The 21904-nt window shown below is 68.0% G+C and carries 17 protein-coding genes and 1 pseudogene; 6 read left to right on the forward strand and 12 right to left on the reverse strand.

What is annotated here, in order from left to right:
• Window positions 1–59: 59 nt before the first annotated feature.
• Together PJ250_RS02800 and PJ250_RS02805 are read right to left on the reverse strand one after the other, a co-directional pair.
• Window positions 60–818, reverse strand: coding sequence for an ABC transporter permease (locus tag PJ250_RS02800; protein ID WP_271647039.1), 759 nt, complete (start codon window positions 816–818; stop codon window positions 60–62).
• Window positions 815–1702, reverse strand: coding sequence for an ABC transporter ATP-binding protein (locus PJ250_RS02805; protein ID WP_271648502.1), 888 nt, complete (start codon window positions 1700–1702; stop codon window positions 815–817). The genes PJ250_RS02800 and PJ250_RS02805 overlap by 4 nt, the downstream gene beginning before the upstream one ends.
• 231 nt (window positions 1703–1933) lie before the next feature.
• Here PJ250_RS02805 and PJ250_RS02810 point away from each other — a divergent pair, with 231 nt between their 5' ends.
• The 5 genes and pseudogenes from PJ250_RS02810 to PJ250_RS02830 all read left to right on the forward strand — a co-directional run bounded on the left by PJ250_RS02810 (window position 1934) and on the right by PJ250_RS02830 (window position 7801).
• Window positions 1934–3178, forward strand: a complete 1245-nt coding sequence (locus tag PJ250_RS02810) for an efflux RND transporter periplasmic adaptor subunit (protein WP_271647040.1) — start codon at window positions 1934–1936, stop codon at window positions 3176–3178.
• A gap of 153 nt (window positions 3179–3331) precedes the next feature.
• Window positions 3332–4021 carry an ABC transporter ATP-binding protein gene (locus tag PJ250_RS02815; protein WP_271647041.1) on the forward strand — a complete coding sequence of 230 codons (690 nt, stop codon included), beginning with the start codon at window positions 3332–3334 and terminating at the stop codon, window positions 4019–4021.
• Between the two features lie 10 nt (window positions 4022–4031).
• Window positions 4032–5198: an ABC transporter permease gene (locus PJ250_RS02820; protein ID WP_271647042.1), complete on the forward strand. Its 1167-nt coding sequence runs from the start codon at window positions 4032–4034 to the stop codon at window positions 5196–5198.
• A gap of 11 nt (window positions 5199–5209) precedes the next feature.
• Window positions 5210–6535, forward strand: a complete 1326-nt coding sequence (locus PJ250_RS02825; RefSeq protein ID WP_271647043.1) for an ABC transporter permease — start codon at window positions 5210–5212, stop codon at window positions 6533–6535.
• 152 nt (window positions 6536–6687) lie between these two features.
• Window positions 6688–7801 (forward strand): annotated as a pseudogene (locus PJ250_RS02830) (alpha/beta fold hydrolase).
• Between the two features lie 41 nt (window positions 7802–7842).
• On the opposite strand, the gene PJ250_RS02835 reads toward PJ250_RS02830, so the two are convergent.
• The 10 genes from PJ250_RS02835 to groES form a co-directional block, all read right to left on the reverse strand.
• Complete coding sequence (locus PJ250_RS02835) at window positions 7843–8457, reverse strand: nucleotidyltransferase family protein (RefSeq protein ID WP_271647044.1); 615 nt, start codon at window positions 8455–8457, stop codon at window positions 7843–7845.
• Complete coding sequence (locus tag PJ250_RS02840; protein ID WP_271647045.1) at window positions 8454–9461, reverse strand: XdhC family protein; 1008 nt, start codon at window positions 9459–9461, stop codon at window positions 8454–8456. Before PJ250_RS02840 ends, PJ250_RS02835 begins: the two co-directional genes overlap by 4 nt.
• A 41-nt stretch (window positions 9462–9502) precedes the next feature.
• The gene (gene rarD / locus PJ250_RS02845; protein WP_271647046.1) at window positions 9503–10402 is read right to left on the reverse strand and encodes an EamA family transporter RarD; all 900 of its coding nucleotides are present in this window, start codon (window positions 10400–10402) and stop codon (window positions 9503–9505) included.
• Window positions 10399–11307 (reverse strand): drug/metabolite exporter YedA, encoded by a 909-nt coding sequence (gene yedA / locus PJ250_RS02850; RefSeq protein WP_271647047.1) that lies wholly within the window; start codon window positions 11305–11307, stop codon window positions 10399–10401. The genes rarD and yedA overlap by 4 nt, the downstream gene beginning before the upstream one ends.
• A 175-nt stretch (window positions 11308–11482) precedes the next feature.
• Window positions 11483–13693: a carboxy terminal-processing peptidase gene (locus tag PJ250_RS02855; protein ID WP_271647048.1), complete on the reverse strand. Its 2211-nt coding sequence runs from the start codon at window positions 13691–13693 to the stop codon at window positions 11483–11485.
• Window positions 13694–13923: 230 nt separating this feature from the next.
• The gene (gene lipA, locus PJ250_RS02860) at window positions 13924–14931 is read right to left on the reverse strand and encodes a lipoyl synthase (protein ID WP_271647049.1); all 1008 of its coding nucleotides are present in this window, start codon (window positions 14929–14931) and stop codon (window positions 13924–13926) included.
• Window positions 14932–15203: 272 nt separating this feature from the next.
• Entirely contained in the window at window positions 15204–17393 is a 2190-nt protein-coding gene (locus tag PJ250_RS02865) for a translocation/assembly module TamB domain-containing protein (protein ID WP_271647050.1), read from the reverse strand.
• A gap of 72 nt (window positions 17394–17465) precedes the next feature.
• Window positions 17466–18539 (reverse strand): 3-deoxy-7-phosphoheptulonate synthase, encoded by a 1074-nt coding sequence (locus PJ250_RS02870; RefSeq protein WP_271647051.1) that lies wholly within the window; start codon window positions 18537–18539, stop codon window positions 17466–17468.
• 315 nt (window positions 18540–18854) lie between these two features.
• On the reverse strand, window positions 18855–20495 hold the full coding sequence (gene groL / locus PJ250_RS02875) for a chaperonin GroEL (protein WP_271647052.1): 1641 nt from the start codon (window positions 20493–20495) through the stop codon (window positions 18855–18857).
• A 58-nt stretch (window positions 20496–20553) separates the two neighbouring features.
• Window positions 20554–20844 (reverse strand): co-chaperone GroES, encoded by a 291-nt coding sequence (gene groES / locus PJ250_RS02880; protein WP_271647053.1) that lies wholly within the window; start codon window positions 20842–20844, stop codon window positions 20554–20556.
• A gap of 638 nt (window positions 20845–21482) precedes the next feature.
• Between groES and PJ250_RS02885 the strand changes: the two genes are divergently transcribed.
• Window positions 21483–21878, forward strand: a complete 396-nt coding sequence (locus PJ250_RS02885) for a type II toxin-antitoxin system RelB family anti-toxin (RefSeq protein ID WP_271647054.1) — start codon at window positions 21483–21485, stop codon at window positions 21876–21878.
• Window positions 21879–21904 lie beyond the last annotated feature (26 nt).

The raw sequence follows: 21904 nt of genomic DNA on the forward strand, positions 1-21904 counted from the left end.
GACTCACGGGCATGCGCCGATCTTGCCAGCCAGATGCAGGCCACGCGCGCGCGTCGTGCTCACGCGCGCTGCAGCCGGCGCCGGGCCAGGCCTAAGCAGGCGGCGGTCACCACGATCAGCACCAGCACATGCAGCCAGGCCGGGTGCCCCGCGTCTTGCCCCACCACCTTCAGCGCCAGCTGGCCCAGGTGCCAGGCCGGCCAGAGCGGCGCGATCTGGCCGAAGAAGGGCGGCAATATCGACAGCGGCAACCACAGGCCCGACAGCAGCGCCAGGGGCAGGTAGACCAGATTGACCACCGCCGGTGCGCCACTGCCGCTGACCAGCGTGCCGATCAGCAGACCCAGCGCGCAGAACGGCAGCACGCCCAGCACATCGATCGCCAGCAACGTGGCCATCTGCGCCAGCGACAACTGCACGCCGCCCAGCATGCGCCCGGCCAGCATCAGCAGCACGCCGATGCAGGTGGCAAACAACATCGCCATGACCATCTTGGCGGCCAGCGGCGCGCCGGCCGGGACCGGCAATGCGCGTTTGAGGGTCAGCAGGCCGCGTTCGCGATCCAGCGCCAGGCTGACGCCGAAGCCGAACAGCCCCGGCCCCATCACCCCGAATACGCTGTAGCTGGCCATCAGGTAGCGGCTGGCTTCGGGGTTGGCGCGATTGAGCAGCACGCCGAACAGCAGGTAGAACATCAGCGGAAAGATCAGTGTCGGCAGCGCGAACGAGGGCGTGCGCAACAGGCGCAGGCATTCGTAGCGCGCCTCGTGCAGGTATAGGCGCAGCGTGGAGGGTGCGTTGGGGACGGTGGCGTTCATGCGGCTTCCCGGGTGATGGCGAGAAATGCGTCGGCCAGGCCGGCGCGTTGGATTTCCAGGTCGCACAGCTGTGGATCGTCCCGCAGCAAGCGGGCGACCACCGCTTCGGCCGGTTCGGCGTGGATCTCCAGCACCGCGCCGTCGCGACGCGCGGCGCGCACGCCGGGCCAGTCCAGCACCGCTTCGGGATCGATCGCAGTCTGCGCGCGGATGCAGCGCTGCAGCACCCGGGCACGGATCTGGGCCACGCTGCCCTGGGCCACGATGCGCCCGGCCTGCAGGACCACCACCTCGTCGGCCAGGGCCTCGGCTTCCTCCAGGTAGTGCGTGGTCAGCAGCACCGCGCAGCCGGCGGCGGCCAGCGTGCGGATGGCGGCCCATAGCTGCTGCCGCGCCTCGATGTCCAGGCCCGTCGTGGGCTCGTCGAGAAACAACACCTGCGGGTGGCCACAGATGGCCAAGGCGAACTGCACCCGCCGCTGCTGCCCTCCGGAGAGTTGGCCATAGCGGCGCCGCAGCAGCCCATCGAGCCCGGCCATGCCTATGCAGTCGGCCACACTCAGCGGCGTGGCGTAGTAACCGCGCGCCTGGGCAAGCAGTTCGCCCACGCACAGGGTGTCGGGCAGCGCGGCCTGCTGCAGCATCACCCCGACCGCCCGGCGCGCGGCCAGTTGATCGGGAGGCCGGCCGCACAGACGCACCTGCCCGGCATCGGGCTGTTGCAGGCCCAACAGCACGGATACCGCCGTACTCTTGCCCGCGCCGTTGGGGCCCAACAGCGCGAGTACGCGCCCGGGTTCCAACGCCAGGTCCAGCCCGTGGAGGGCCAGCTGCGCGCCGTAGCGTTTGTGGACCGCGGACAGGCGGGCCGGTGAAGCGATCATCTCGATCGGGGACATGGACGTATCTGCGGTTACCGGACGATGCGGTTAGCCTGCGTCCCGGGGAAGGGGTGACATCAGTGCAGGCCATCATCCAATCGAGATGACAGCTGTCACTGGCCCGCGCACGGGCCGCTGCGCATCCTGATGCCCGACATGTTGTGACTTCCGGCAACTTGGTGCGAACCATCCGGTCGGTCACATTCCTGCTTCGACGACGTCATCCATGGACCTATGAACGCTTCCGCCGAACTGTTGAAAGAGCTTCGCATCGACCGCGGCAAGGCGCCGCCCCCACCCTCGCGCAAGGGGCTGTGGATCACGCTCGTCGTCCTGGTGGTGCTGGCGCTGCTGGCGGCCATCGCCTGGTGGATGCTGGGCCGGGCCAAGCCGGTCCCGGTGCGCACCGCAACGGTGGTGGCCATGGGCAGCGGCGGGTCGCAGTCCGCCTCGGTGCTCGATGCCACCGGCTATGTGGTGGCGCGTCGCATCGCCACGGTCTCGGCGCAGATCACCGGGCGCGTGGAAGAGGTGATGATCGAGGAAGGCCAGCACGTGGATGAAGGCCAGGTCCTGGCGCGCCTGGACCCGATCAACGCCGATGCCGAGCAGCGCCTGGCGCGTTCGCAGATGGCCTCGGCGCAGAGCCAGGTGCAGAACGTGCAGGCCCAGCTCACCCAGGCGCAGGCCGAGGCCGGACGCCTGCAGTCGCTGGTCGAGCAGCAGTTGGTCTCGCGCTCGCAGTACGACCAGCAGGTCGCCACGCGCGATGCGCTGCGCGCCCAGCTGGAAACCGCGCGCCGCAACGTGCAGGTCGCGCGCGACCAGCTGAAGATCTCCGACATCGGCAAGGACTACACCGTGGTGCGCGCGCCGTTCTCCGGGGTGATCACGGCCAAGGCCGCCCAGCCTGGCGAGATCGTCTCGCCGCTGTCGGCCGGCGGCGGCTTCACCCGCACCGGCATCGGCACCATCGTGGACATGGACTCGCTGGAGGTCGAAGTGGACGTCGGCGAGGCCTACATCGGCCGCGTGCAGCCCAAGATGCCGGTGGAAGCCACGCTCAACGCCTACCCGGACTGGAAGATCCCGGCCGAGGTCATCGCGGTGATCCCCACCGCCGACCGCGGCAAGGCCACGGTCAAGGTGCGCATCGCGTTGAAGGTGAAGGATCCGCGCATCGTCCCGGAGATGGGCGTGAACGTGAGCTTCCTGGAAGCCGCACCGAAGCAACAGGACGCCACCCCGCCGGGTGTGCGCGTGCCGGCCGCCGCGGTCACCGAGCGCGATGGCGCGCCGGCCGCATTCGTGGTGAACGCAGACAAGGTGGAGCAGCGCACGCTCAAGGCGGGTGCCACGCTCGCCAACGACCGCCAGATCCTCGGCGGCCTGCAGGCGGGCGAGACCGTGGTCCTCGACCCACCGCCGACACTCAAGGATGGCGACGCGGTGGATACCACCGCCGGCGCCGGCACGTAACCATCGCGCCATTGCGCGGCGCCAGGATGTCGAGGCGCCGCATGCTCGACCGTCGTTCGTAACGCAGCAGTCGCGCCGGAGTCGGACCTTCCGTGCGCATGCCGTCCTTCCGATCGGGCCCGTCCACCCGAGCAGACCGCACGAGGCAACGCCATGACGTCCCTGGTTTCCATCCGCAACCTCACCAAGACCTACCAACGTGGCCCGGAAAAAGTGCACGTGCTGCATGGGCTGGATCTGGACATCGCCGCCGGCGACTTCGTCGCGCTGATGGGGCCTTCCGGCTCGGGCAAGACCACCCTGCTCAACCTGATCGGCGGGCTGGATACGGCCAGCGATGGCCAGATCGAGATCGACGGTCAGCACCTGGAGTCCATGTCCGCCGGCCAGCTGGCGCAGTGGCGCAGCGACCACGTCGGCTTCGTGTTCCAGTTCTACAACCTGATGCCGATGCTGACCGCGCAGAAGAACGTCGAGCTGCCGCTGCTGCTCACCCATCTGTCAGGCGCCCAGCGCAAGCGCAATGCGGAAATCGCGCTCACCCTGGTCGGTCTGGCCGACCGCAAGTCGCACAAGCCCAACGAGTTGTCCGGCGGCCAGCAGCAGCGCGTGGCCATCGCCCGCGCCATCGTCTCCGACCCCACCCTGCTGATCTGCGACGAGCCCACCGGCGACCTGGACCGCAACAGCGCCGAGGAAATCCTGGGCCTGCTGCAGATGCTCAACCGCGAGCACGGCAAGACCATCGTGATGGTCACCCACGACCCCAAGGCGGCCGAGTACGCCAGCCACACCCTGCACCTGGACAAGGGCGTGCTGGTCGAACAACCCGCCCACGCGTAAGGAGCCGGCCATGAAATACCTGCACCTGGTCTGGGCCGCGCTGCTGCGGCGCAAGACCCGCACGATCCTCACGCTGGTCTCGATCCTGGCGGCGTTCCTGCTGTTCGGCCTGCTCAACGGCGTGCGCGAAAGCTTCGCCCAGGCCGGCCAGAGCGCGCTGGGCGCCAAGCGTCTGCAGACCGGTTCGCGCCTGTCCTTCATCGATACCTTGCCGCTCTCGCTCAACGACCGCATCGCGCGGGTCGACGGGGTGACCAAGGTGACCTACGCCAACTGGTTCGGCGGCGCCTACCAAGACGCGCGCAACCAGATCTTCAGCTTTGCGGTGGCACCCAACTATCTGGACCTGTATCCGGAGATCGAGGTCGATCCGGCCCAGCGCGAAGCTTTCGCCAACACCCGCACCGGCATCCTGGTCGGGCAGGCGCTGATGAAGCGCTTCAACTGGAAGGTCGGGCAGAAGATCCCGCTGATCTCGACCATCTTCCCCAACAGTGACGGCAGCAAGAACTGGGCATTCGACATCGTCGGCGTCATGCGCGGCGCCGAGAGCAGCACCTCGGGCTGGGACGACCAGATGATCCTGATGCACTACAAGTACTTCGAGGAGTCCTCGCCCTACGTCGACGGCGACGTGGGCTGGTACGTGGCCGGCGTGGCCGATCCCAACCAGGCCGATCGCGTGGCCAAGGCCATCGACGCGCTGTCGGTCAACTCCGACCACGAGACCAAGACCCAGACCGAATCGGCAGCGATGGCCTCGTGGATGAAGCAGACCGCCGACATCGGCCTGATCGTCGGCTCGATCATGGGCGCGGTGTTCTTCACCCTGCTGCTGCTGACCGGCAACACCATGGCCCTGGCCGTGCGCGAGCGCACCGCCGAGCTGGCGGTGCTCAAGGTGCTGGGCTTCCGCGATGGCGCGGTGCTGTCCCTGGTGCTGGCCGAGTCGGTGCTGCAGGTGGTGCTGGGCGGGGTGATCGGACTGGGCATCGCCGCTCTGCTGGGTCCGATCCTGACTGCCGGCAGCGGCGGGATGCTCAACCTGCCGCCGGTGGGCCTGCACAGCTGGGCGCTGGGCCTGTCGCTGATGGTGGGCATCGGCCTGCTGGTCGGCCTGCTGCCCGCGCTGCGCGCCGGGCGTTTGAACATCGTCGATGCCCTGGCCGGGCGCTGAGGAGACCTGACATGCGCTTCCTGAAATCCTTTGCTCGCGGCGTGGGGCTGTTCGTCGTCGTGCTGATCGGCCTGGCGGCCTGGCTGGGCCTGCCGTGGTTCGTGCTGCTGGCGCTGGCGGTGGTGTTCGCCGCATGGATGCTGCTGACCCGACGCGGTCGCCAGGCCGGCTCGGTCACCCAAGTCGGGCTGAGCACGCTGCGCGAGCGCATCGGCTCCTCGGCGGTGATCGTGGTCGGCATCGCCGGCGTGGTCGCGGTGCTGGTGGCACTGCTGGCCATGGCCGAGGGCTATCGCGCCACGCTGCGCGCCAGCGGCAGCGAGGACACGGCCATCGTGCTGCGCGGCGCGTCCTCGGCCGAGGTGATGTCCACGCTCTCGCACGACGCGGTCAACCAGATTGCGCAGGCGCCGGGCGTGGCACGCAGTGCCGACAACCAGCCGCTGGTCTCGCCCGAACTGGTGGTCGCGGCCAACCTGCCACTGCGCAAGGGAGGGCCGGACGAAACCGGCAGCGTGCAATTGCGCGGCGTCGGCCCGGCCGCCTGGACCGTGCGCCCCAACGTCAAGGTCGTGGAGGGCGGCAAGTTCACGCCCGGGCGGCGCGAACTGATGGCCGGCGTCGGTGCCCAGCGCCAGTTCAAGGGGCTGGAACCGGGCAAGCAGATCCGCCTGGGCAGCCAGCTGTGGACGGTGACCGGCATCTTCCGCGCCGGCGATGCCAGCGACTCGGAGCTGTGGGCTGATGCCGAAGTGGTGGCCACCACCTATCGCCGCGGCAGCACCCGTGCCTCGGTCACCGCCAAGCTGACCAGCCCGCAGGCCTTCGCCGGATTCAAGGCGGCGCTGGCCGCCAACCCGCAGCTGGACGTGGAGGCCGACACCACGCTGGACTACTACAGCAAGCAGTCCCAGCAGATGACCACCGTCATCCGCATCATCGGCATGGTGGTGGGCGCGATCATGGGCATCGGCGCGGTGTTCGGCGCGCTCAACACCATGTTCGCCACCGTCGCCGCGCGCGCCCGCGAAATCGCCACCCTGCGCGCCATCGGCTTCCGCGGCCTGCCGGTGGTGGTGGCGGTGATGCTGGAGACCATGCTGCTGGCCCTGCTGGGCGGCGTGCTCGGCGGCGTGCTGGCCTGGGTGATCTTCAACGGCTTCACCGCCTCGACCCTGGCCGGCGGCGTGGGCCAGCTGACCTTCGCCTTCGACGTGTCTCCGGCGGTGCTGTGGACCGGCATCAAGTGGGCGCTGGCGATCGGCTTCGTCGGCGGTCTGTTCCCCGCCCTGCGCGCCGCGCGTCAGCCGATCACCGTGGCCCTGCGCGAGGTGTAAGCCACCCTCGCCGCGCGCCTGCCAGGCACACGCCCTGGCAGGCGCCACCGGTCGGCGCAGGTTGCAGGTGTCATGACATTGTCATGCCGGTGCGATAGCACCATCACCGGCACATCGCTAGCCTGCCGGGCCATCCTGTCGTCTCCACGCCGATGTCCCGCCTGTTCCTGCTGGTCTGCGCCTGCTGCATTGTGCTGGCCGCCTGCATCCCGCCCACGTCCACCTCGCTGAGTGAACGCCTCGTCGCCCCCGGCGGCGTGTCTCCACTGCTGGATGGCGCACGCGTGGAAAGCCTGATGGCGCGGCTGCCCACCCGCAGCGGCCGACTGGCGGGCGCGGGCGATGTCCCGATCTTCTGGCGGGCGCTGGATCCGGGCGACTACGCGCTGGAGTACCGCTACACCGGCAATCCCGATGGCACCGCGATGCAGCAGGTGGCCTTCGGCATCGGCTTCAAGACCCCTGGCACGCACCTGGCGCCGCGCGGCACCGTGATCCTGCTGCACGGCTGGATGATGGATGGCGACTCGCTAATGCCCTGGGCGCTGCAGTTGGCCCAGGCCGGGTATCGCACCATCACCCTGGATCTGCGCAACCACGGTCGCTCCGGCCGTGGACCCACCGGCTATGGCACGCGCGAGGGTGAGGACGTGGCCAAGGTGGTCGGCGAGCTGCGCGCGCGCGGTGAGATCAGCGGGCCGCTGTATCTGTTCGGCGTGTCCTATGGCGCGGCCACGGCGATCTTTGCCGCGCACGACCTGGGCCATCAGGTGGCGGGCGTGGTGGCGATGGAGTCCTTCGCCAACGCCGGACGCGGCATCCGCGACATGGTCCCGCACATGCTCAGCGCGCGCCCTGACACCTGGAAGACGGCCGCCGCGACCCTGATCGCACAGGCCACCTACGGCCGCCAGGACCTGGATGCGGTGATCGCCGCAGCCGATGCACAACTCAACCTGGATCTGGACAGCGTGGACGTGACCAAGGCCCTGCGCGCCACCCCAGCCTGCGTGCTGCTCATCCACGGGCGCAACGACCACCACATCCCGGTCGCGCATGGCCGCACGCTCGCCGAGGCCGCGCCACGACCGTTACATCGAGGTTCCGGGTGAAACCCATCTGAGCCTGCCGATGCGCCTGGATCGCCTGGCGCCCACGGTGGATGCATGGTTCGCGCAGACCGCCGATGCGCCATCGCAGTGCCCGCGCGCAGGCACCACGCTGCCCGCTCCCGCCTCCGGCCTGGTGGCGCGCGCCGCGCGCTGATGACAGCCACGCCGTGCCGCGAGCGCGGCGCGGCGCGGTGGCTAGACGCTGGCGCGATCGATCAATCCCTGTTGCGCGGCGAGGTCCAGATCGGGGGGCGTATCCAGGTCCATGCACAGCTGTGGCGCCACGACCATGCCGGCGCACGCGGGCGGCATGGCGTTGAGGAGTTCGCGCAGCCCGGCATCGCCATGGGGATCGGCCTGGCGCAGCTGCGCCAGGGACACCACGGCGGGGATGCCGATCCGCGCGCCGTGGACGATGCCAGCACAGCCTGCCGGCGCCTGCGCGGCGGCGTGCAGGAGCGCGGTCAAATGGTCGATCTCCAGTGCGGGCTGATCGCAGGCCAGCAGCATGCACCCGGTGGCAGGGTCCTGCTCTTCGGCCAGTGCGGCACGCGCGGCCAGGACGCTGCTGGACAGGCCATCGCGCCAGCGCGGGTTGACCACCACCTGCACATCGTCGGCCTGGACCAGGCCGACGATCTCGGCGGCGCGTGCGCCGACCACCAGTAACAGGCGCCGGGGTGAGGTGGCCCGTGCCAGGCGCAACGCACGGCTCACCAGCGTTTCGCCGTTACGTCGGATCAACTGCTTGGGACGTCCCAGGCGGCGGCTGCCACCGGCTGCGAGCACGATGGCGACATGACCGCTCACGCCACGCGCCCGTGGTGCCAGGCCTGCAGCTGCGCGGCGATGCTCAGGGCGATGGCCTGTGCCCCGCGCCCCCCCAGGTCCAGGCCCACCGGCGAGCGCAGGCGCTTGCCCAGGGCCGACACCGCCGCGGCTGGCAGCAGCCGGAACAGGTCGTCCCGGCGACGGCGCGGACCGAGCAGGCCGATGAAGGGAATATCGGACGCCGCCAGCGCCTCCAGCGCCTCGCGATCCAGTTCGAAATTGTGGTGCATCACCAGCGCTGCATCGGCGCCGGCGACCGATGGCTGCATCACGCCGGCCGCAGGTGTCCTGGCTTCCCAGTGATCGGGCATCGGGGTGACGCCGGTGTCCGGCGACCAACGCGGACGACGCTCGACCAGGGTGATGACCCAGCCGGCGTCGCGCAGCAACGGCAACAGCCAGGGGGTCTCCGGCCCGGCGCCGAACAGCACCATGCGCGGGGGCGCCTTGAGCAACAGACGCACGCCGGCCTGGACCTGGCCCGGCACCGGCGTGCTTGGGAGACGCCAGTCGGTCTGGCCCAGTCCCAGCGCGATGCGCTGCTCGCCAACGCTGCGCAGTGTCAGCTCCAGGTCCGTCCCGTCGCGCCACGCCTCCACCGCGCGCGTCCAGCCCGGTAGCCAGGCCAGCGGCAGCAGCGCCAGCAGCAACCGGCCACGGCACCCCACCGCCGAGCCGGAGAGCAGATCCTCATCTGCACGGGTGTCCAGTTCCATCCAATCGACTTGACCAGCCTGTGCGGCGGCCAGCGCCCTGGTCTCGATCTCCGGTTCCAGGCAGCCGCCGCTCAGCCAGCCCACCTGACCGCCCTGCCCGTCGAACAGTGCCATCGCCCCGGCCCGCACATAGGTCGAGCCCTCGGTGTCCACCACCAGGGCCAGCGCCGCGTGGGCATCGTCGGCCGACGCGGCCGCTTCCATCACGGTGCGATGTACGTCGGCCACCGGGGCGATGGGAATCACGTCGTCCTTCATGGGCCGCATGGTGCCCTCCTGGACTTGAGAGCCTTGTGATGCTGCCAGCCTCAGACCCGCAGGCGACGGGTGCGCAACAGGGTATCGCCGATGAACGCCACCAGCCCGACCCAGATCAGGACGAAGCCGATGGCACGCGCCGCGCCGAAGGGCTCCCCGAACACCACCACCCCAAGCAGCAGTTGCAACGTCGGCGCGATGTACTGCAACAGCCCCACCAATGACAACGGAATGCGCCGCACGCCATAGGCGAAGCCGACCAGCGGCCCGGCCGTGATCACGCCCCCCAGGACCAGCAGCAGGTCCGTGCCCAGGCCCCAGCCGGCATGGAAACCGCCCCCGTGCCCGGTCTCGCCCCAGGCCACCAGCCCGAGCGCCGGCAGCAGCAGGTACAGGCTTTCCAGGCCCAGGCCCGGCACCGCGTCCACCTGCACCAGCTTGCGCAGCAGGCCGTAGGCACCAAAGGAGGTCGCCAGGCCGATCGCGATCCACGGTGCTCGTCCGGTCTGCCAGGTCAGCCATGCCACGCCCAGCCCGGCCAGCACCACCGACACCCATTGCAGCCGGGTCAGCCGCTCGCCCAGCACCAGGACCCCCAGCAGCACGCTCACCAGCGGATTGATGAAGTAACCCAGGCTGCTTTCCACCACATGGCCGTTGTTCACCGCCCAGATGTACAGCCCCCAGTTGAAGCTGATCAACACGCTGCTGGCCGCCAGCGTGGGCAGCGCACGCGGCTGGGCGGCGATCCGCCGCAGCCACCCACCCCCTTGGCACAGCGTCAGCCATCCGACCACCAGCACGGCGCTCCACACCACCCGGTGGGCGATGATCTGCAGTGCCGGCACCTCGCGCAGCAGGTGCCAGTACAGCGGAAACAGGCCCCAGGCGACGAACGCAGCGACGGTCGCCGCGACGCCGCGCCGGTCCACGGCCGCGACCGCCGTCATTTCCTGCGCACCTTGGCCAGGCTGATCACCACCACGCCGGCCAGGATCACCACCATCGCTCCCAGGTCATGCGCGGTGAAGCGCTCGCCCAACAGCCAGGCCCCCAACGCCACCGCGATCACCGGATTGACGTAGGCGTAGCTGCCAGCCAGTGCCGGACGCACGTGGTGCAGCAGCCATACATAGGCGGTGAAGGCCACGATCGAACCGAACACGGCCAGATAGCCCACGGCCAGCACGCCCTGCAGCGGCGGCGGCCAATGCGGGAACCCCTCGCCGCGCAACGCGCCGACCAGCATCAGCAGGATCCCGCCACAGAGCATCTGCGCGGCGGCGGTCATCACCGGCGTCGGCAGGTCGCGCCCGCGCGACCACACCGAGCCGAACGCCCAGGCCGCCGGCGCGACCAACAGGCACAGCAGACCCATCGGACTGCCGGTGAGCGTGCCCCCCGCATTGAGCCAGACCACGCCGGCAAAGCCGAGCACGATGCCAACCCATTCGGCCCGCGTCGCGCGCTGCCCGCGCAGCAGGCCGAACAGCCCCATCCACACCGGCATCGAGGCCACCGCCACGGCCGCCAGCCCGGAAGAGACCGTGGTTTCGGCCAACACCACCAGGCCGTTGCCCATGCCCAGCAGCAGCGCACCCATGATCGCCACGTTGCGCCACTGCGCCCGGGTCGGCCCAGCCACGCCACGCCAGCGCAGGACCGCGAACGTCAGGCTGCCGGCGACCACGAAGCGCAGCCCGGAGGTCACCAGCAGCGGCGGCATGTGGTGCTCCAGCGCCACCCGGATCCCCAGGTAGGTCGACCCCCAGACCACGTACACCAGCAACAACGCCGTCAGCACGGCAAGACCAGCGTGGCGGGACGGGGCGGTGCTGGAATCGGGGGGCGACATGGGGGCGGCCGGCGTGGGGGCCGCACAGTCTAGGGGAGCCGCAGGCCCCTCGACCGGCGCGCAAGGCCAGGACACCTGGAAAGTGGCGTTGCACGACTGCACCCCACTTCGGGAACCCCAATGCACGACGGGCGCCCTCAGGCGCCCGTCGCGACGTGCTTGCGGTGTGCGAGGCTCAGTCGGCCCAGCTGCCCGGCGCGGTGGACTCGGGCAGGACCACGGCCGACAGCTTCTGGTCCTGATCCAGGACCTGGATGGCGTCTCCCAGGATCGCAGCGGACTCATGCAGCAGCGGGTCCGGACGCTCATCGGCCAGCTTCTCGCGCTGGGCATCCTTGACGATGTCGCGCTCGCTCGCGCCCAGCCCGTCGTCAGCCAGGTCGCCGGCCAGCGGGTCCAGCGGCAGGCCAAGCGTCTTGCGCTCTTCCTGGCGCTCCTTGCGCTGGGTCTGCTGCTTGTCGCGCTCGCCACGGCGATCGGCCTCGTTGAGCGAGACGTACTTCTTGGCCGCCTCGGCGCGGAAGGTCGCCACGTCCTCGGACCACCACTGGTACTCCTTGTCGGTCTTGACCCGGGTGTCGTGCATGGCTTCCAGCTTGGGCAGGATCGGCGCGAAATTGCCGTACTGGGTGTGCTGGACCGGGGCGATCTTGGTCCACGGCAAGGCGTTGTCGTAGGTGTCCTCACCGTATTCGGTCGCATCCACCGTCACCGGGAAGGCGATGTCCGGCACCACACCCTTGTGCTGGGTGCTGCCACCGGCCACCCGGAAGAACTGGGCGATGGTCAACTTCAGCTGGCCGAAGCGCTGCCCGCCTTCGTTGGCCGGCCACCGGTCCAGGTCGATCAGGTTCTGCACGGTGCCCTTGCCGAAGCTGGTCTCGCCAATCACCAGGCCACGGCCGTAGTCCTGGATGGCGCCGGCGAAGATTTCCGAGGCCGAGGCCGACCCACGGTTGATCAGCACCGCCAGCGGACCATCCCAGGACACGCCCGGGGTGGTGTCGCCACTGACCGAGACACGGCCGCCGGATTCACGCACCTGGACCACCGGGCCCTGGTCGATGAACAGCCCGGTCAGGTCGACCGCCTCGTCCAGCGAACCGCCGCCGTTGTTGCGCAGGTCCATCACCACGCCGTCGAGGTGCTGCTTCTTGAAGCCGTCCAGCAGCTTGCGCACGTCGCGCGTGGCCGAGGTGTAGTTGTTCGGATCGCGACGACGCCCCTCGAAGTCCTGATAGAACGCCGGCAGCTTGACCACGCCGATGCGGCGCTCGGGCTCATCGCCGCTGGCTGGCAGGGTCATGATCTCGCTCTTGGCGGCCTGCTCGGCCAGCTTCACCTTGTCGCGCACGATGGTGACCATGCTGTGCGCGCCGTCCAGGCCGCCCTCGGGCGGGATGAACTCCAGGCGCACGCGGGTGCCCTTCTTGCCGCGGATCAGGTCGACCACGTCGTCGGTGCGCCAGCCGATCACGTCGGTGATCGCACCATCGCTGCCCTGCCCCACGCCGACGATGCGCGAGCCAGGCTGCAGCTTCTTGGACAGGTCGGCCGGGCCGCCGGGGACGATTTCGCGGATCACCACGGTGTCGTCCTGGCGCTGCAGCACCGCGCCGATGCCCTCCAGGGACAGCGACATCTGCTGGTTGAAGTTCTCGGCGGTCTTGGGCGTGAAGTAATCGGTATGCGGGTCGATCGCCGAGGTATAGGCGTTCATGAAGGACTGGAAGACGTCCTCGCTATCCAGCTCGTCCACACTGCGCTGGATGTTGGCGTAGCGCTTGTCCAGGGTCTGGGCGATGGCGTCGGGCTTTTTGCCGGCCAGCTTCAGGCGCAGCCAGTCGTTCATCACCGACTTGTACCAGATGTCGTCCAGCTCCTTGCCGTTGGCAGCCCACGGCGCCTTCTCGCGGTCGTAGTACCAACGCGCGTCAGTGTTGAAATCGAAGTTCTGGTGCTTGACCAGATTGCGCGCGTAGGCGACGCGCTCGGCGACGCGCTTGCGGTACACGGCGAAGATGTCGTACGCCGGCGCCAGCTGGCCACTCTTGATGGCGTCGTCCAGCTTGGTCTCGTAGGGCATGAAGCCCTGGATGTCCTGCGCGGTGAAGAACTGCTTGCTGCCATCCAGCGCGTCCAGGTAACGCTTGTAGATGTCCGCCGAGAGCGCATCGTCCAGCTGCCGCGGCCGGTAGGCGTAGCGGCTGTCCGAAAGCAGTCCGTACACCAGCTTGGAGGTGGTCTGCTGGTCGGCCGTGGGGCCCATCGGCACCACGCTGGTGTCGGTGGGGGCCGCCGGTTTGGCGGTGTCGGCCTGCGCGATGAGCACGGCGGGAACCGTCAGGGCGAGGGCCAACAGGGTGTAGGAGAGCTTGGCTTTCATTCAGTGGACTCGCGGCGCGGACGCCGACTGTGACGTGTATGGGGAATGGCTGGACGTATCGACAACGTCACAGTGCCGAAAGTTGCGCGCACTGTCACCTGCGATTCCAGCCTAGCGGGGCATTGGTAGCGAAACGTGAACGAGACCTGCGCCCGAGCCTCGAAACAAAACGCCGCCGGACCTCGGGGCCGGCGGCGTCACGATCACGCAGCGGAAGGGCGTAGGCACGTTCAGCCGGCGACACCCGCGCCCATGGCCTGCTGGTCGGCATGGTAGGACGAGCGCACCATCGGCCCGGACGCGACGTGGCTGAAGCCCAGCTCGTAGCCGTAGCGCTCCAGCGCCTTGTAGTCCTCAGGCGTCCAGTAGTGCAGGACCGGATGGTGGTGCGCGGTGGGCTGCAGGTACTGACCGATGGTGATCATGTCCACATCGTGCGCGCGCAGGTCGCGCATCGTGGCCTGGATCTGTTCGAACGTTTCGCCCAGGCCCAGCATGATGCCGGACTTGGTGGGGATGTCCGGATGCTGCGCCTTGAAGTTCTTCAGCAGGGTCAGCGACCATTGGTAGTCGGCACCGGGACGCACGTTGCGATACAGGTCCGGCACGGTCTCGATGTTGTGGTTGAACACATCCGGCGGGTTCTGCGCCAGGATCTCCAGCGCGCGCTCCATCCGGCCCTTGCCGCGGAAATCCGGGGTCAGGACCTCGATGCGCGTGCCCGGCGAGCGCTCGCGGATCGCGGTGATGCAGTCGACGAAATGCTGGGCACCGCCATCACGCAGGTCGTCGCGATCCACGCTGGTGACCACGACGTACTTCAAACCCATGTCGGCCACGGTGTTGCCCAGGCTGGCCGGCTCGTTGGCATCAGGCGGCTTGGGACGACCGTGGGCCACGTCGCAGAACGAGCAGCGCCGGGTGCAGACCTCGCCCAGGATCATGAAGGTCGCCGTGCCGTGGCCGAAGCACTCGTGGATGTTCGGGCAGCTGGCTTCCTCGCAGACGGTCACCAGGCGGTTCTCGCGGAGCTTGGCCTTGAGGTTGGCGACCGCGTTGCCGGAGGGGATCCGAACGCGGATCCAGGAGGGCTTGCGCAGCGCCGGCGCGTCGGCGAACTGAACCGGCGACCTGCCGATCTTGTCGCCACCGAGCTGCTTGGAGCCCGCTTCCAGCGAAGCGGTCGGTGCGGCCGTCACGACCTGCAGCGGGATCTGGCGGGGAGTGGTGGTATCCATGCGGTCATTCTATCGCCTGCCCCCTGGCGATGGGCCCGCCGGCGTCCCGTCGAGCGGAACGCAGCGATGACAACGGTGCGGGCTTGAACCGCAGCGGCAGGCCGCCATGGCTGCAGCCGAGCCATCGACGGGCAATAAAAAGCCCGCAATGGCTTTCACCAGTTGCGGGCCTGCTCCCTCCCCCACGTCGGGATGCGGGTCAATCCTGCGCCCGCTCCTTGAACAATGCACGCTGCACTGCAAAACAAATTGCGACTGAAACTGAACGCCCGCTACGGCAGGTAGGAAGGTTGGGCCTCATACCAGCGTTTGGCGCCAAGTACATGGAATTGGTGGTGCCCGTCGCGCAACTCGACGGCGGTGCCCAGCACCCCCCAGCGCGCGTACAGATCCCCTTCGGCCTGGCGCTGGTCGCGCAGGCGGAAGCGTCCGATCAGGTCGAATCGGTCGTTGCTGGCATCGATCTGGTCCAGGACCAGGGCATCGCGCCGCCAACGCACTTTTGCCTTGGCCTGCACCGTGCCGTCATCGACAAGCTTGACCATCCACTTGGGGTAATCGTGGTCCTGGGAGAACAGGTCCAGCAGAAAGCCTACGTCCTTCATCCGGGTCTGCACTTGGCCTGCGACCGACAGCCGCCCATCGTCGACGTCCAACCGCGCGCGCGGCAGGTCCACCTGTGCCCACCAGCCGGCGCGGGCATTGCTGCGCTGGGTGAAGCTGACGTTGCGCAGGGCCACCTGGCTGCCATCGACCTCGAAGCGCTGGCGCGCCAGGTCGGCGCGCTTGAGGCGCAGGTCGACGTCCACGTCGGCGCGCAGCGCCAGCCCGGCGGCCGTGACCTGAGCATGCCGGCCCGCCACGCGCACCCGGCCACTTGCGGCGTTGCCCGAAGCATCCAGCGCCAGGGTCCCGCTCAGCGTGCCGGCGCCGTCATCGAACCGCATGTGATCGTTGGGCAAAAAGCGGTTGTACGCGCGCAGGTCCGGCACCCGCGCATCGGTGAAGTCCAGCCGCGCCTTGAGCGATTGCCGGGCCTTGGCCAGGTCCGGGTCGCTTTCGGTCCGCAGGCGCAGGTCGTCGCCGCGGATATAGGGCTGCGACAAGGCATCCAGGGCGGCCACGCTGAACTCGGTCATACGCACGTCCACGCGCGAGCGCTTGCGCCCGTCGGCCTCCTCGGTCAGCGCTGCCTTGGCGCTGGCCGTGCCGGTAATCCGCTGCCCCAGCACGTCCGCGCGCGCGTCGATGTGGGGAATCTCCAGCCGACTGCCCGGGGCCAGCACCCCGTGATCCAGGGTGACATCGCCCTGCACCCGCCCGGCGCCCTGCAGCGACAGCCACGGCACGTCGATAAACAGGGCGGTGATCCACTTCAGCGAACTGAACTGCCACTGGCCGGTGACCCGCCCCGAGGTGCGCGGCAACAAGGTCCGGAAGTTGTCCAGGGGAATCTGGGTCCCATCGGCGCGCAGGTCCGCGTCGATGGCCAACACACCGTCGGGCTGGGGCGGCAGCGTCGCCTTCAGATGCAGGTCGCGATCGACCGAAAGCTGCGCGGCCAGGGTGCTGCGATGCGACTTTCCCTGGAGGTCGATGAGGGTCACCGGCATGCGCCAGGACAGGACACCACCGGAAGCCAGCGCCGCTTGCTCCAGCGCCAGGCTGCCCTGCACATGCCCCTGTCCCGGCTGCAGGGTGAGCGCCAGGCGCCCGGTGTCGGTCTGGTGCGCGGACAGGGCCGGGGTCGCGCCCTCCACGGTCACCGCGATTCGCGTGTAGCGCAGCTTCTGCGCACCCTTTGCCTGCGAGCGGGCGACCGGTGTCATCCCGAAGTCCGCCTTCAGGGAGGCGTCCTGCAGCAAGGCCACCTGGTCGCGCGCCAGCCGCAGTTGCTCGAAATGGGCGGTGGAAGCGAGCAGTTCGGCCGGACCGCCGCGCAGGCGCTTGGTGAACCCGACCTTTGCCCTGCCCTGCCCTTGAACGGTCAGGGCGCCCACCTGCCCTCCACGGATGCTGTCGCTGGTGATCGCCGGGAAATTCAGCAACCAGCCGCCCGGGCGCACCGGTGGCGGTGGCATTTCCTGCGCGACGCGTTCCACCCGGCCGGTCACCTCATCGGCGCGCACCCGCGGCACATAGACCTCCTTGTGCAGCAGGTTGAGCAGCGACACATGCCCGCTGGCACGCGCGGCCTGGATCGACCACACCGTGCGGCCGACGTGGCCGCGCATGGAGACCTTCCACAGCACCACCTCACCGGGCCACCAGGTCAGCGCCGGACCCCAGTGCATGGCGAATTTGTCCGGCTTGCGGTTGACACTCCAGGGACCCAGCGCGGTATTGAGGAACAGGTTGCCGGCGAGCAGGTAGAGCACGTACAGCGCCAGCAACGCCAGGGCGATGCGGCGCAACCAGCGCGGGACGGGACGGCGCGAAGCCGCCTGTATCGGACGATCCATCGGGTGCAGGATGCCCGATGCCCCTGTGCACTGCGTGTCCTCGCCCGCAGCGCCCCGGCCAAACGCTCAGGCTCAGGCGGCCTGCGAGACCTTGCGCGCGCGACGTGCCTTCACCGCCACGGCCAGGCGCTCGAGGACGGCGACCGAATCGTCCCAGCCGATACAGCCGTCGGTGATGCTCTGCCCGTAGGTCAGCGACTGTCCGTCGACCAGGTCCTGACGCCCGGCCACCAGGTGGCTTTCGACCATCACCCCGACGATGCGGCGCTCACCGGCCTCGAGCTGTCCGGCGATATCGTCGATCACCCTGGGCTGGTTCTCCGGCTTCTTGCTGCTGTTGGCGTGGCTAGCATCGACCATCAGCCGCGGTGCCAGGCCGTTCTTCTCCAGCACCTCGCTGGCCGCCTGCACGCCGGCCGCGTCATAGTTGGGCACCTTGCCGCCGCGCAGGATGACGTGGCAATCCGGGTTGCCGGTGGTCGAGGCGATCGCCGACTGCCCGTCCTTGGTGACGGCCAGGAAATGATGCGGATGCGAGGCCGCGCCCACCGCGTCCACGGCGATCTTCACATCGCCGCTGGTGCCGTTCTTGAAGCCCACCGGGCAGGACAGGCCGCTGGCCATCTCGCGGTGGATCTGGCTTTCGGTGGTGCGCGCACCAATCGCGCCCCAGGCCACCAGGTCGGAAATGTACTGCGGGGAAATCACGTCCAGGTATTCGCAACCGGCCGGCAGGCCCAGCAGGTTGATCTGGCGCAGCAGGCTGCGCGCGGTGGCCAGGCCTTCGTTGATGCGGAAGCTGCCATCCAGGCGCGGGTCGTTGATCAGACCCTTCCAGCCCACGGTGGTGCGCGGCTTCTCGAAATACACACGCATGATGATTTCCAGTTCGCCGCCCAGCGCATCGCGCAGCGGGCGCAGGCGACGCGCGTATTCCAGGGCAGCGGCCGGATCATGGATCGAGCATGGCCCGATCACCACCGCTAGGCGATCGTCACGCCCATGCAGGATCTCGTGCAGTGCGGTGCGGGCGGCGGCCACGGTATCGGAGGCGACGTCGTCGCAGGGGAATTCGGCGATCAGCTCGGCGGGCGTATGCAACGGCTCGATTTTGCGGATGCGCAGGTCGGAAGTGAGCGGGGCCATCTCGGTATCTCGTGTCGGGTACGGCGTGGATTGCGGTGGAGCGGACTGGCAACAAAAAAGCCGCCAGTGTCGCTGGCGGCTTTCGGGATGCGTCTGAAGGGTCTCTTCAGGGTGAACGCGCTCCTTCCTCCGCCGTGGGCGTCGGAAACCAAAAGTAATAGCGGGCGCGGTGTGCGTTCATGGGCAGCATTGATAACACGACTTTCCAGCGCGTGCCAATGTTTCATTGGCAACTCACCGGATCCTGCGCAAAAAAAGAAGCCCCGCCGAGGCGGGGCTTCTTTCATGCAGCAGCAGCCAGGCTGCGCGGCGGGCTTAGAAGCCCATGCCGCCCATGTCGCCCATGCCACCGCCCGGCGGCATCGCCGGCTCTTCCTTCTTCGGGCTATCGGCCACCATCGCTTCGGTGGTGATCATCAGACCGGCGATCGAAGCGGCGTTCTGCAGCGCGGTGCGGGTCACCTTGGTCGGATCCAGGATGCCGAACTCGACCATGTCGCCGAACTCGCCGTTGGCGGCGTTGTAGCCGAAGTTGCCCGAACCTTCCTTGACCTTGTTGACAATCACGGAGGGCTCTTCACCGGCGTTGGTGACGATCTCGCGCAGCGGGGCTTCCATGGCGCGCAGGGCGATCTCGATGCCGTGGTTCTGGTCTTCGTTGATGCCCTTGATCTCGCCCAGGTTGGCCTTGGCGCGGATCAGCGCGACGCCACCGCCCGGGACCACGCCTTCTTCCACCGCAGCGCGCGTGGCGTGCAGGGCGTCTTCGACGCGCGCCTTCTTTTCCTTCATCTCGATCTCGGTCGAGGCACCGACCTTAATCACAGCCACGCCGCCAGCCAGCTTGGCCACGCGCTCCTGCAGCTTCTCGCGGTCGTAGTCCGAGGAGGTCTCCTCGATCTGCGCCTTGATCTGCTTGATGCGCGACTCGATGGCCGAGGTGTCGCCAGCGCCGTCGATGATGGTGCTGTTTTCCTTGGTGACCTGCACCTTCTTGGCGCGGCCCAGATCCTTGATCGTGGCCTTCTCCAGCGACAGGCCCACTTCCTCGGAGATCACGGTACCACCGGTCAGCACGGCCATGTCTTCCAGCATCGCCTTGCGACGGTCACCGAAGCCAGGAGCCTTGACAGCCACGACCTTGACGATGCCGCGGATGGTGTTGACCACCAGGGTCGCCAGCGCTTCGCCTTCGACTTCCTCGGCGACGATCAGCAGCGGCTTGCCGGCCTTGGCCACGCCTTCCAGCACGGGCAGCAGGTCACGGACGTTGGAGATCTTCTTGTCGTGCAGCAGGATGAACGGGTCGTCCAGATCGGCCGACTGGCTCTGCTGGTTGTTGATGAAGTACGGCGACAGGTAGCCGCGATCGAACTGCATGCCTTCGACCACGTCCAGCTCGTTTTCCAGGCCCGAGCCTTCCTCGACGGTGATCACGCCTTCCTTGCCGACCTTCTTCATGGCTTCGGCAATGATGTTGCCGATCGACTCGTCCGAGTTGGCCGAGATCGTGCCGACCTGGGCGATGGCCTTGTCGTCGGCGGTGGGCTTGGAGATGTTCTTCAGCTCGGCGACGGCGGCGGTCACGGCCTTGTCGATGCCGCGCTTGAGGTCCATCGGGTTCATGCCGGCGGCGACGGCCTTCATGCCTTCGCGAATGAAGGCCTGGGCCAGCACGGTGGCGGTGGTGGTGCCGTCACCGGCGTTGTCGGAGGTCTTGGAAGCGACTTCCTTGACCATCTGCGCGCCCATGTTCTCGAACTTGTCAGCCAGTTCGATCTCCTTGGCGACGGACACGCCGTCCTTGGTGATCGTCGGGGCGCCGTAGCTCTTCTCGAGCACGACGTTGCGGCCCTTCGGGCCCAGGGTGGCCTTGACGGCATTGGCGAGCACGTTCACGCCGCGCACCATGCGCGAGCGAGCGTCTTCACCGAAACGAATGTCTTTGGCAGCCATTGCTATTACCTCGGATGTCTAATGCGAATGATTGGGAAACGGGAATGACGCGCCGGGCTCAGCCCAGGGTCGCGAAGATGTCGTCTTCCTTCACCACCAGGTAGTCGGTGCCGTCCAGCTTCACTTCCGTGCCGCTGTACTTGCCGAACAGGACCTTGTCGCCCACCTTGACCTGCGGCGCGCGCACGCTGCCGTTGTCCAGGGTCTTGCCGGCGCCGACGGCGACGACTTCGCCCTTGATCGGCTTCTCGGTGGCCGAGTCCGGAATCACGATGCCGCCCGCGGACAGCTTTTCTTCTTCCATACGCTTGATGACCACACGGTCGAACAGCGGCTTGATGTTGCTCATGTCAATCCTCTTAAGTGATTGATTGGACTAGGAAATGGCCGGCGATGTTAGCACTCTGCCGTAGCGAGTGCCAGCAGCGCTGGCGACAAAAACCCGGCATCGGCAAGGATGCGAGGGGCTGACTGGGCAGATTGGGCGGTCGCGACGCCCTTTCAAGGCCGGCGCCGCAGATTTTTTCAATCGAGCAAGGCAGAAACGCGAGGCTTGCGCGTACGGCGCACATAAAAGAAGAGCACGCATGTGCGGCATGCGTGCTCTTCAAGGGAATGGTAAGGGATTCCTATCCGTCGAGTCCTGACTTGCGCCAACTCCCCCCGCCGACGTCCTGTCTGTGCCGGCTTCCGTGCCGACGGACATAGAGATACCAACCCCTGACACGCGGCGCAAAGCCTGAACTCACGCAAAACCCCGCTTGACTAGTGACCTGCGGGGTCATGAATCCCTACACACGCCGTGCTGATTGGAACTAGCAAGCAAAGGGTGACCAATAGCGGACAACGTATGCCTATTTTTGGTCACCACGTTAGTATTGTTGTCAATTTCCATTCCGCTCCTTTCAACGTTTGGCTATGGTCACAAAAGTTTCTGGATGGCGATCGCCACGGAGAGGTTTGATGGATGCACCCGAGCGAATCCGCATGGCACGTCGCCTTGCGGGACTTTCGCAAAGTCAGTTGGCAGAAGCGGTGGGGGTGCAGCGAAGCGCAGTCAGCCACTGGGAGTCGCCGAAGGGAAAGAGCCCCAGCGTGTCCCACTTGCGCGAGGTCGCCCTGGCGACCGGCACGCAGTTCGAATGGCTGGCGACCGGACGCGGCGGCATGACGCTTTCGCGCGAGGTGGAACTGGATTCGATCGCCACCGCCGAGGCGATCCTGGTGGAAGATCCATTGGAGTTCCGCCTGGTGCGCGCCTTCCGCGAAGCGCCGCTCAAAGCACGCCTGTCATTGCTGGAAGTCATGGAAACCCTGGCCTCGCAGCGCACCGGTCGGGTGCGGCCGCGCGGCGCTGGCCGCACGAGCGAATCGCGCAGCTGACCTCGCGCGCGGCGACAGGCGCCTGG

Source organism: Pseudoxanthomonas sp. JBR18, from assembly GCF_028198165.1.
In the GTDB taxonomy this organism is placed as follows: domain Bacteria; phylum Pseudomonadota; class Gammaproteobacteria; order Xanthomonadales; family Xanthomonadaceae; genus Pseudoxanthomonas_A.

Coding starts and splice junctions, on each gene's coding strand:
- PJ250_RS02800 (WP_271647039.1), bottom strand. CDS start 818: ATGAACGCCACCGTCCCCAACGCACCCTCCACGCTGCGCCTATACCTG.
- PJ250_RS02805 (WP_271648502.1), bottom strand. CDS start 1,702: ATGATCGCTTCACCGGCCCGCCTGTCCGCGGTCCACAAACGCTACGGC.
- PJ250_RS02810 (WP_271647040.1), top strand. CDS start 1,934: ATGAACGCTTCCGCCGAACTGTTGAAAGAGCTTCGCATCGACCGCGGC.
- PJ250_RS02815 (WP_271647041.1), top strand. CDS start 3,332: ATGACGTCCCTGGTTTCCATCCGCAACCTCACCAAGACCTACCAACGT.
- PJ250_RS02820 (WP_271647042.1), top strand. CDS start 4,032: ATGAAATACCTGCACCTGGTCTGGGCCGCGCTGCTGCGGCGCAAGACC.
- PJ250_RS02825 (WP_271647043.1), top strand. CDS start 5,210: ATGCGCTTCCTGAAATCCTTTGCTCGCGGCGTGGGGCTGTTCGTCGTC.
- PJ250_RS02840 (WP_271647045.1), bottom strand. CDS start 9,461: ATGCGGCCCATGAAGGACGACGTGATTCCCATCGCCCCGGTGGCCGAC.
- rarD (WP_271647046.1), bottom strand. CDS start 10,402: ATGACGGCGGTCGCGGCCGTGGACCGGCGCGGCGTCGCGGCGACCGTC.
- yedA (WP_271647047.1), bottom strand. CDS start 11,307: ATGTCGCCCCCCGATTCCAGCACCGCCCCGTCCCGCCACGCTGGTCTT.
- PJ250_RS02855 (WP_271647048.1), bottom strand. CDS start 13,693: ATGAAAGCCAAGCTCTCCTACACCCTGTTGGCCCTCGCCCTGACGGTT.
- lipA (WP_271647049.1), bottom strand. CDS start 14,931: ATGGATACCACCACTCCCCGCCAGATCCCGCTGCAGGTCGTGACGGCC.
- PJ250_RS02865 (WP_271647050.1), bottom strand. CDS start 17,393: ATGGATCGTCCGATACAGGCGGCTTCGCGCCGTCCCGTCCCGCGCTGG.
- PJ250_RS02870 (WP_271647051.1), bottom strand. CDS start 18,539: ATGGCCCCGCTCACTTCCGACCTGCGCATCCGCAAAATCGAGCCGTTG.
- groL (WP_271647052.1), bottom strand. CDS start 20,495: ATGGCTGCCAAAGACATTCGTTTCGGTGAAGACGCTCGCTCGCGCATG.
- groES (WP_271647053.1), bottom strand. CDS start 20,844: ATGAGCAACATCAAGCCGCTGTTCGACCGTGTGGTCATCAAGCGTATG.
- PJ250_RS02885 (WP_271647054.1), top strand. CDS start 21,483: ATGGCACGTCGCCTTGCGGGACTTTCGCAAAGTCAGTTGGCAGAAGCG.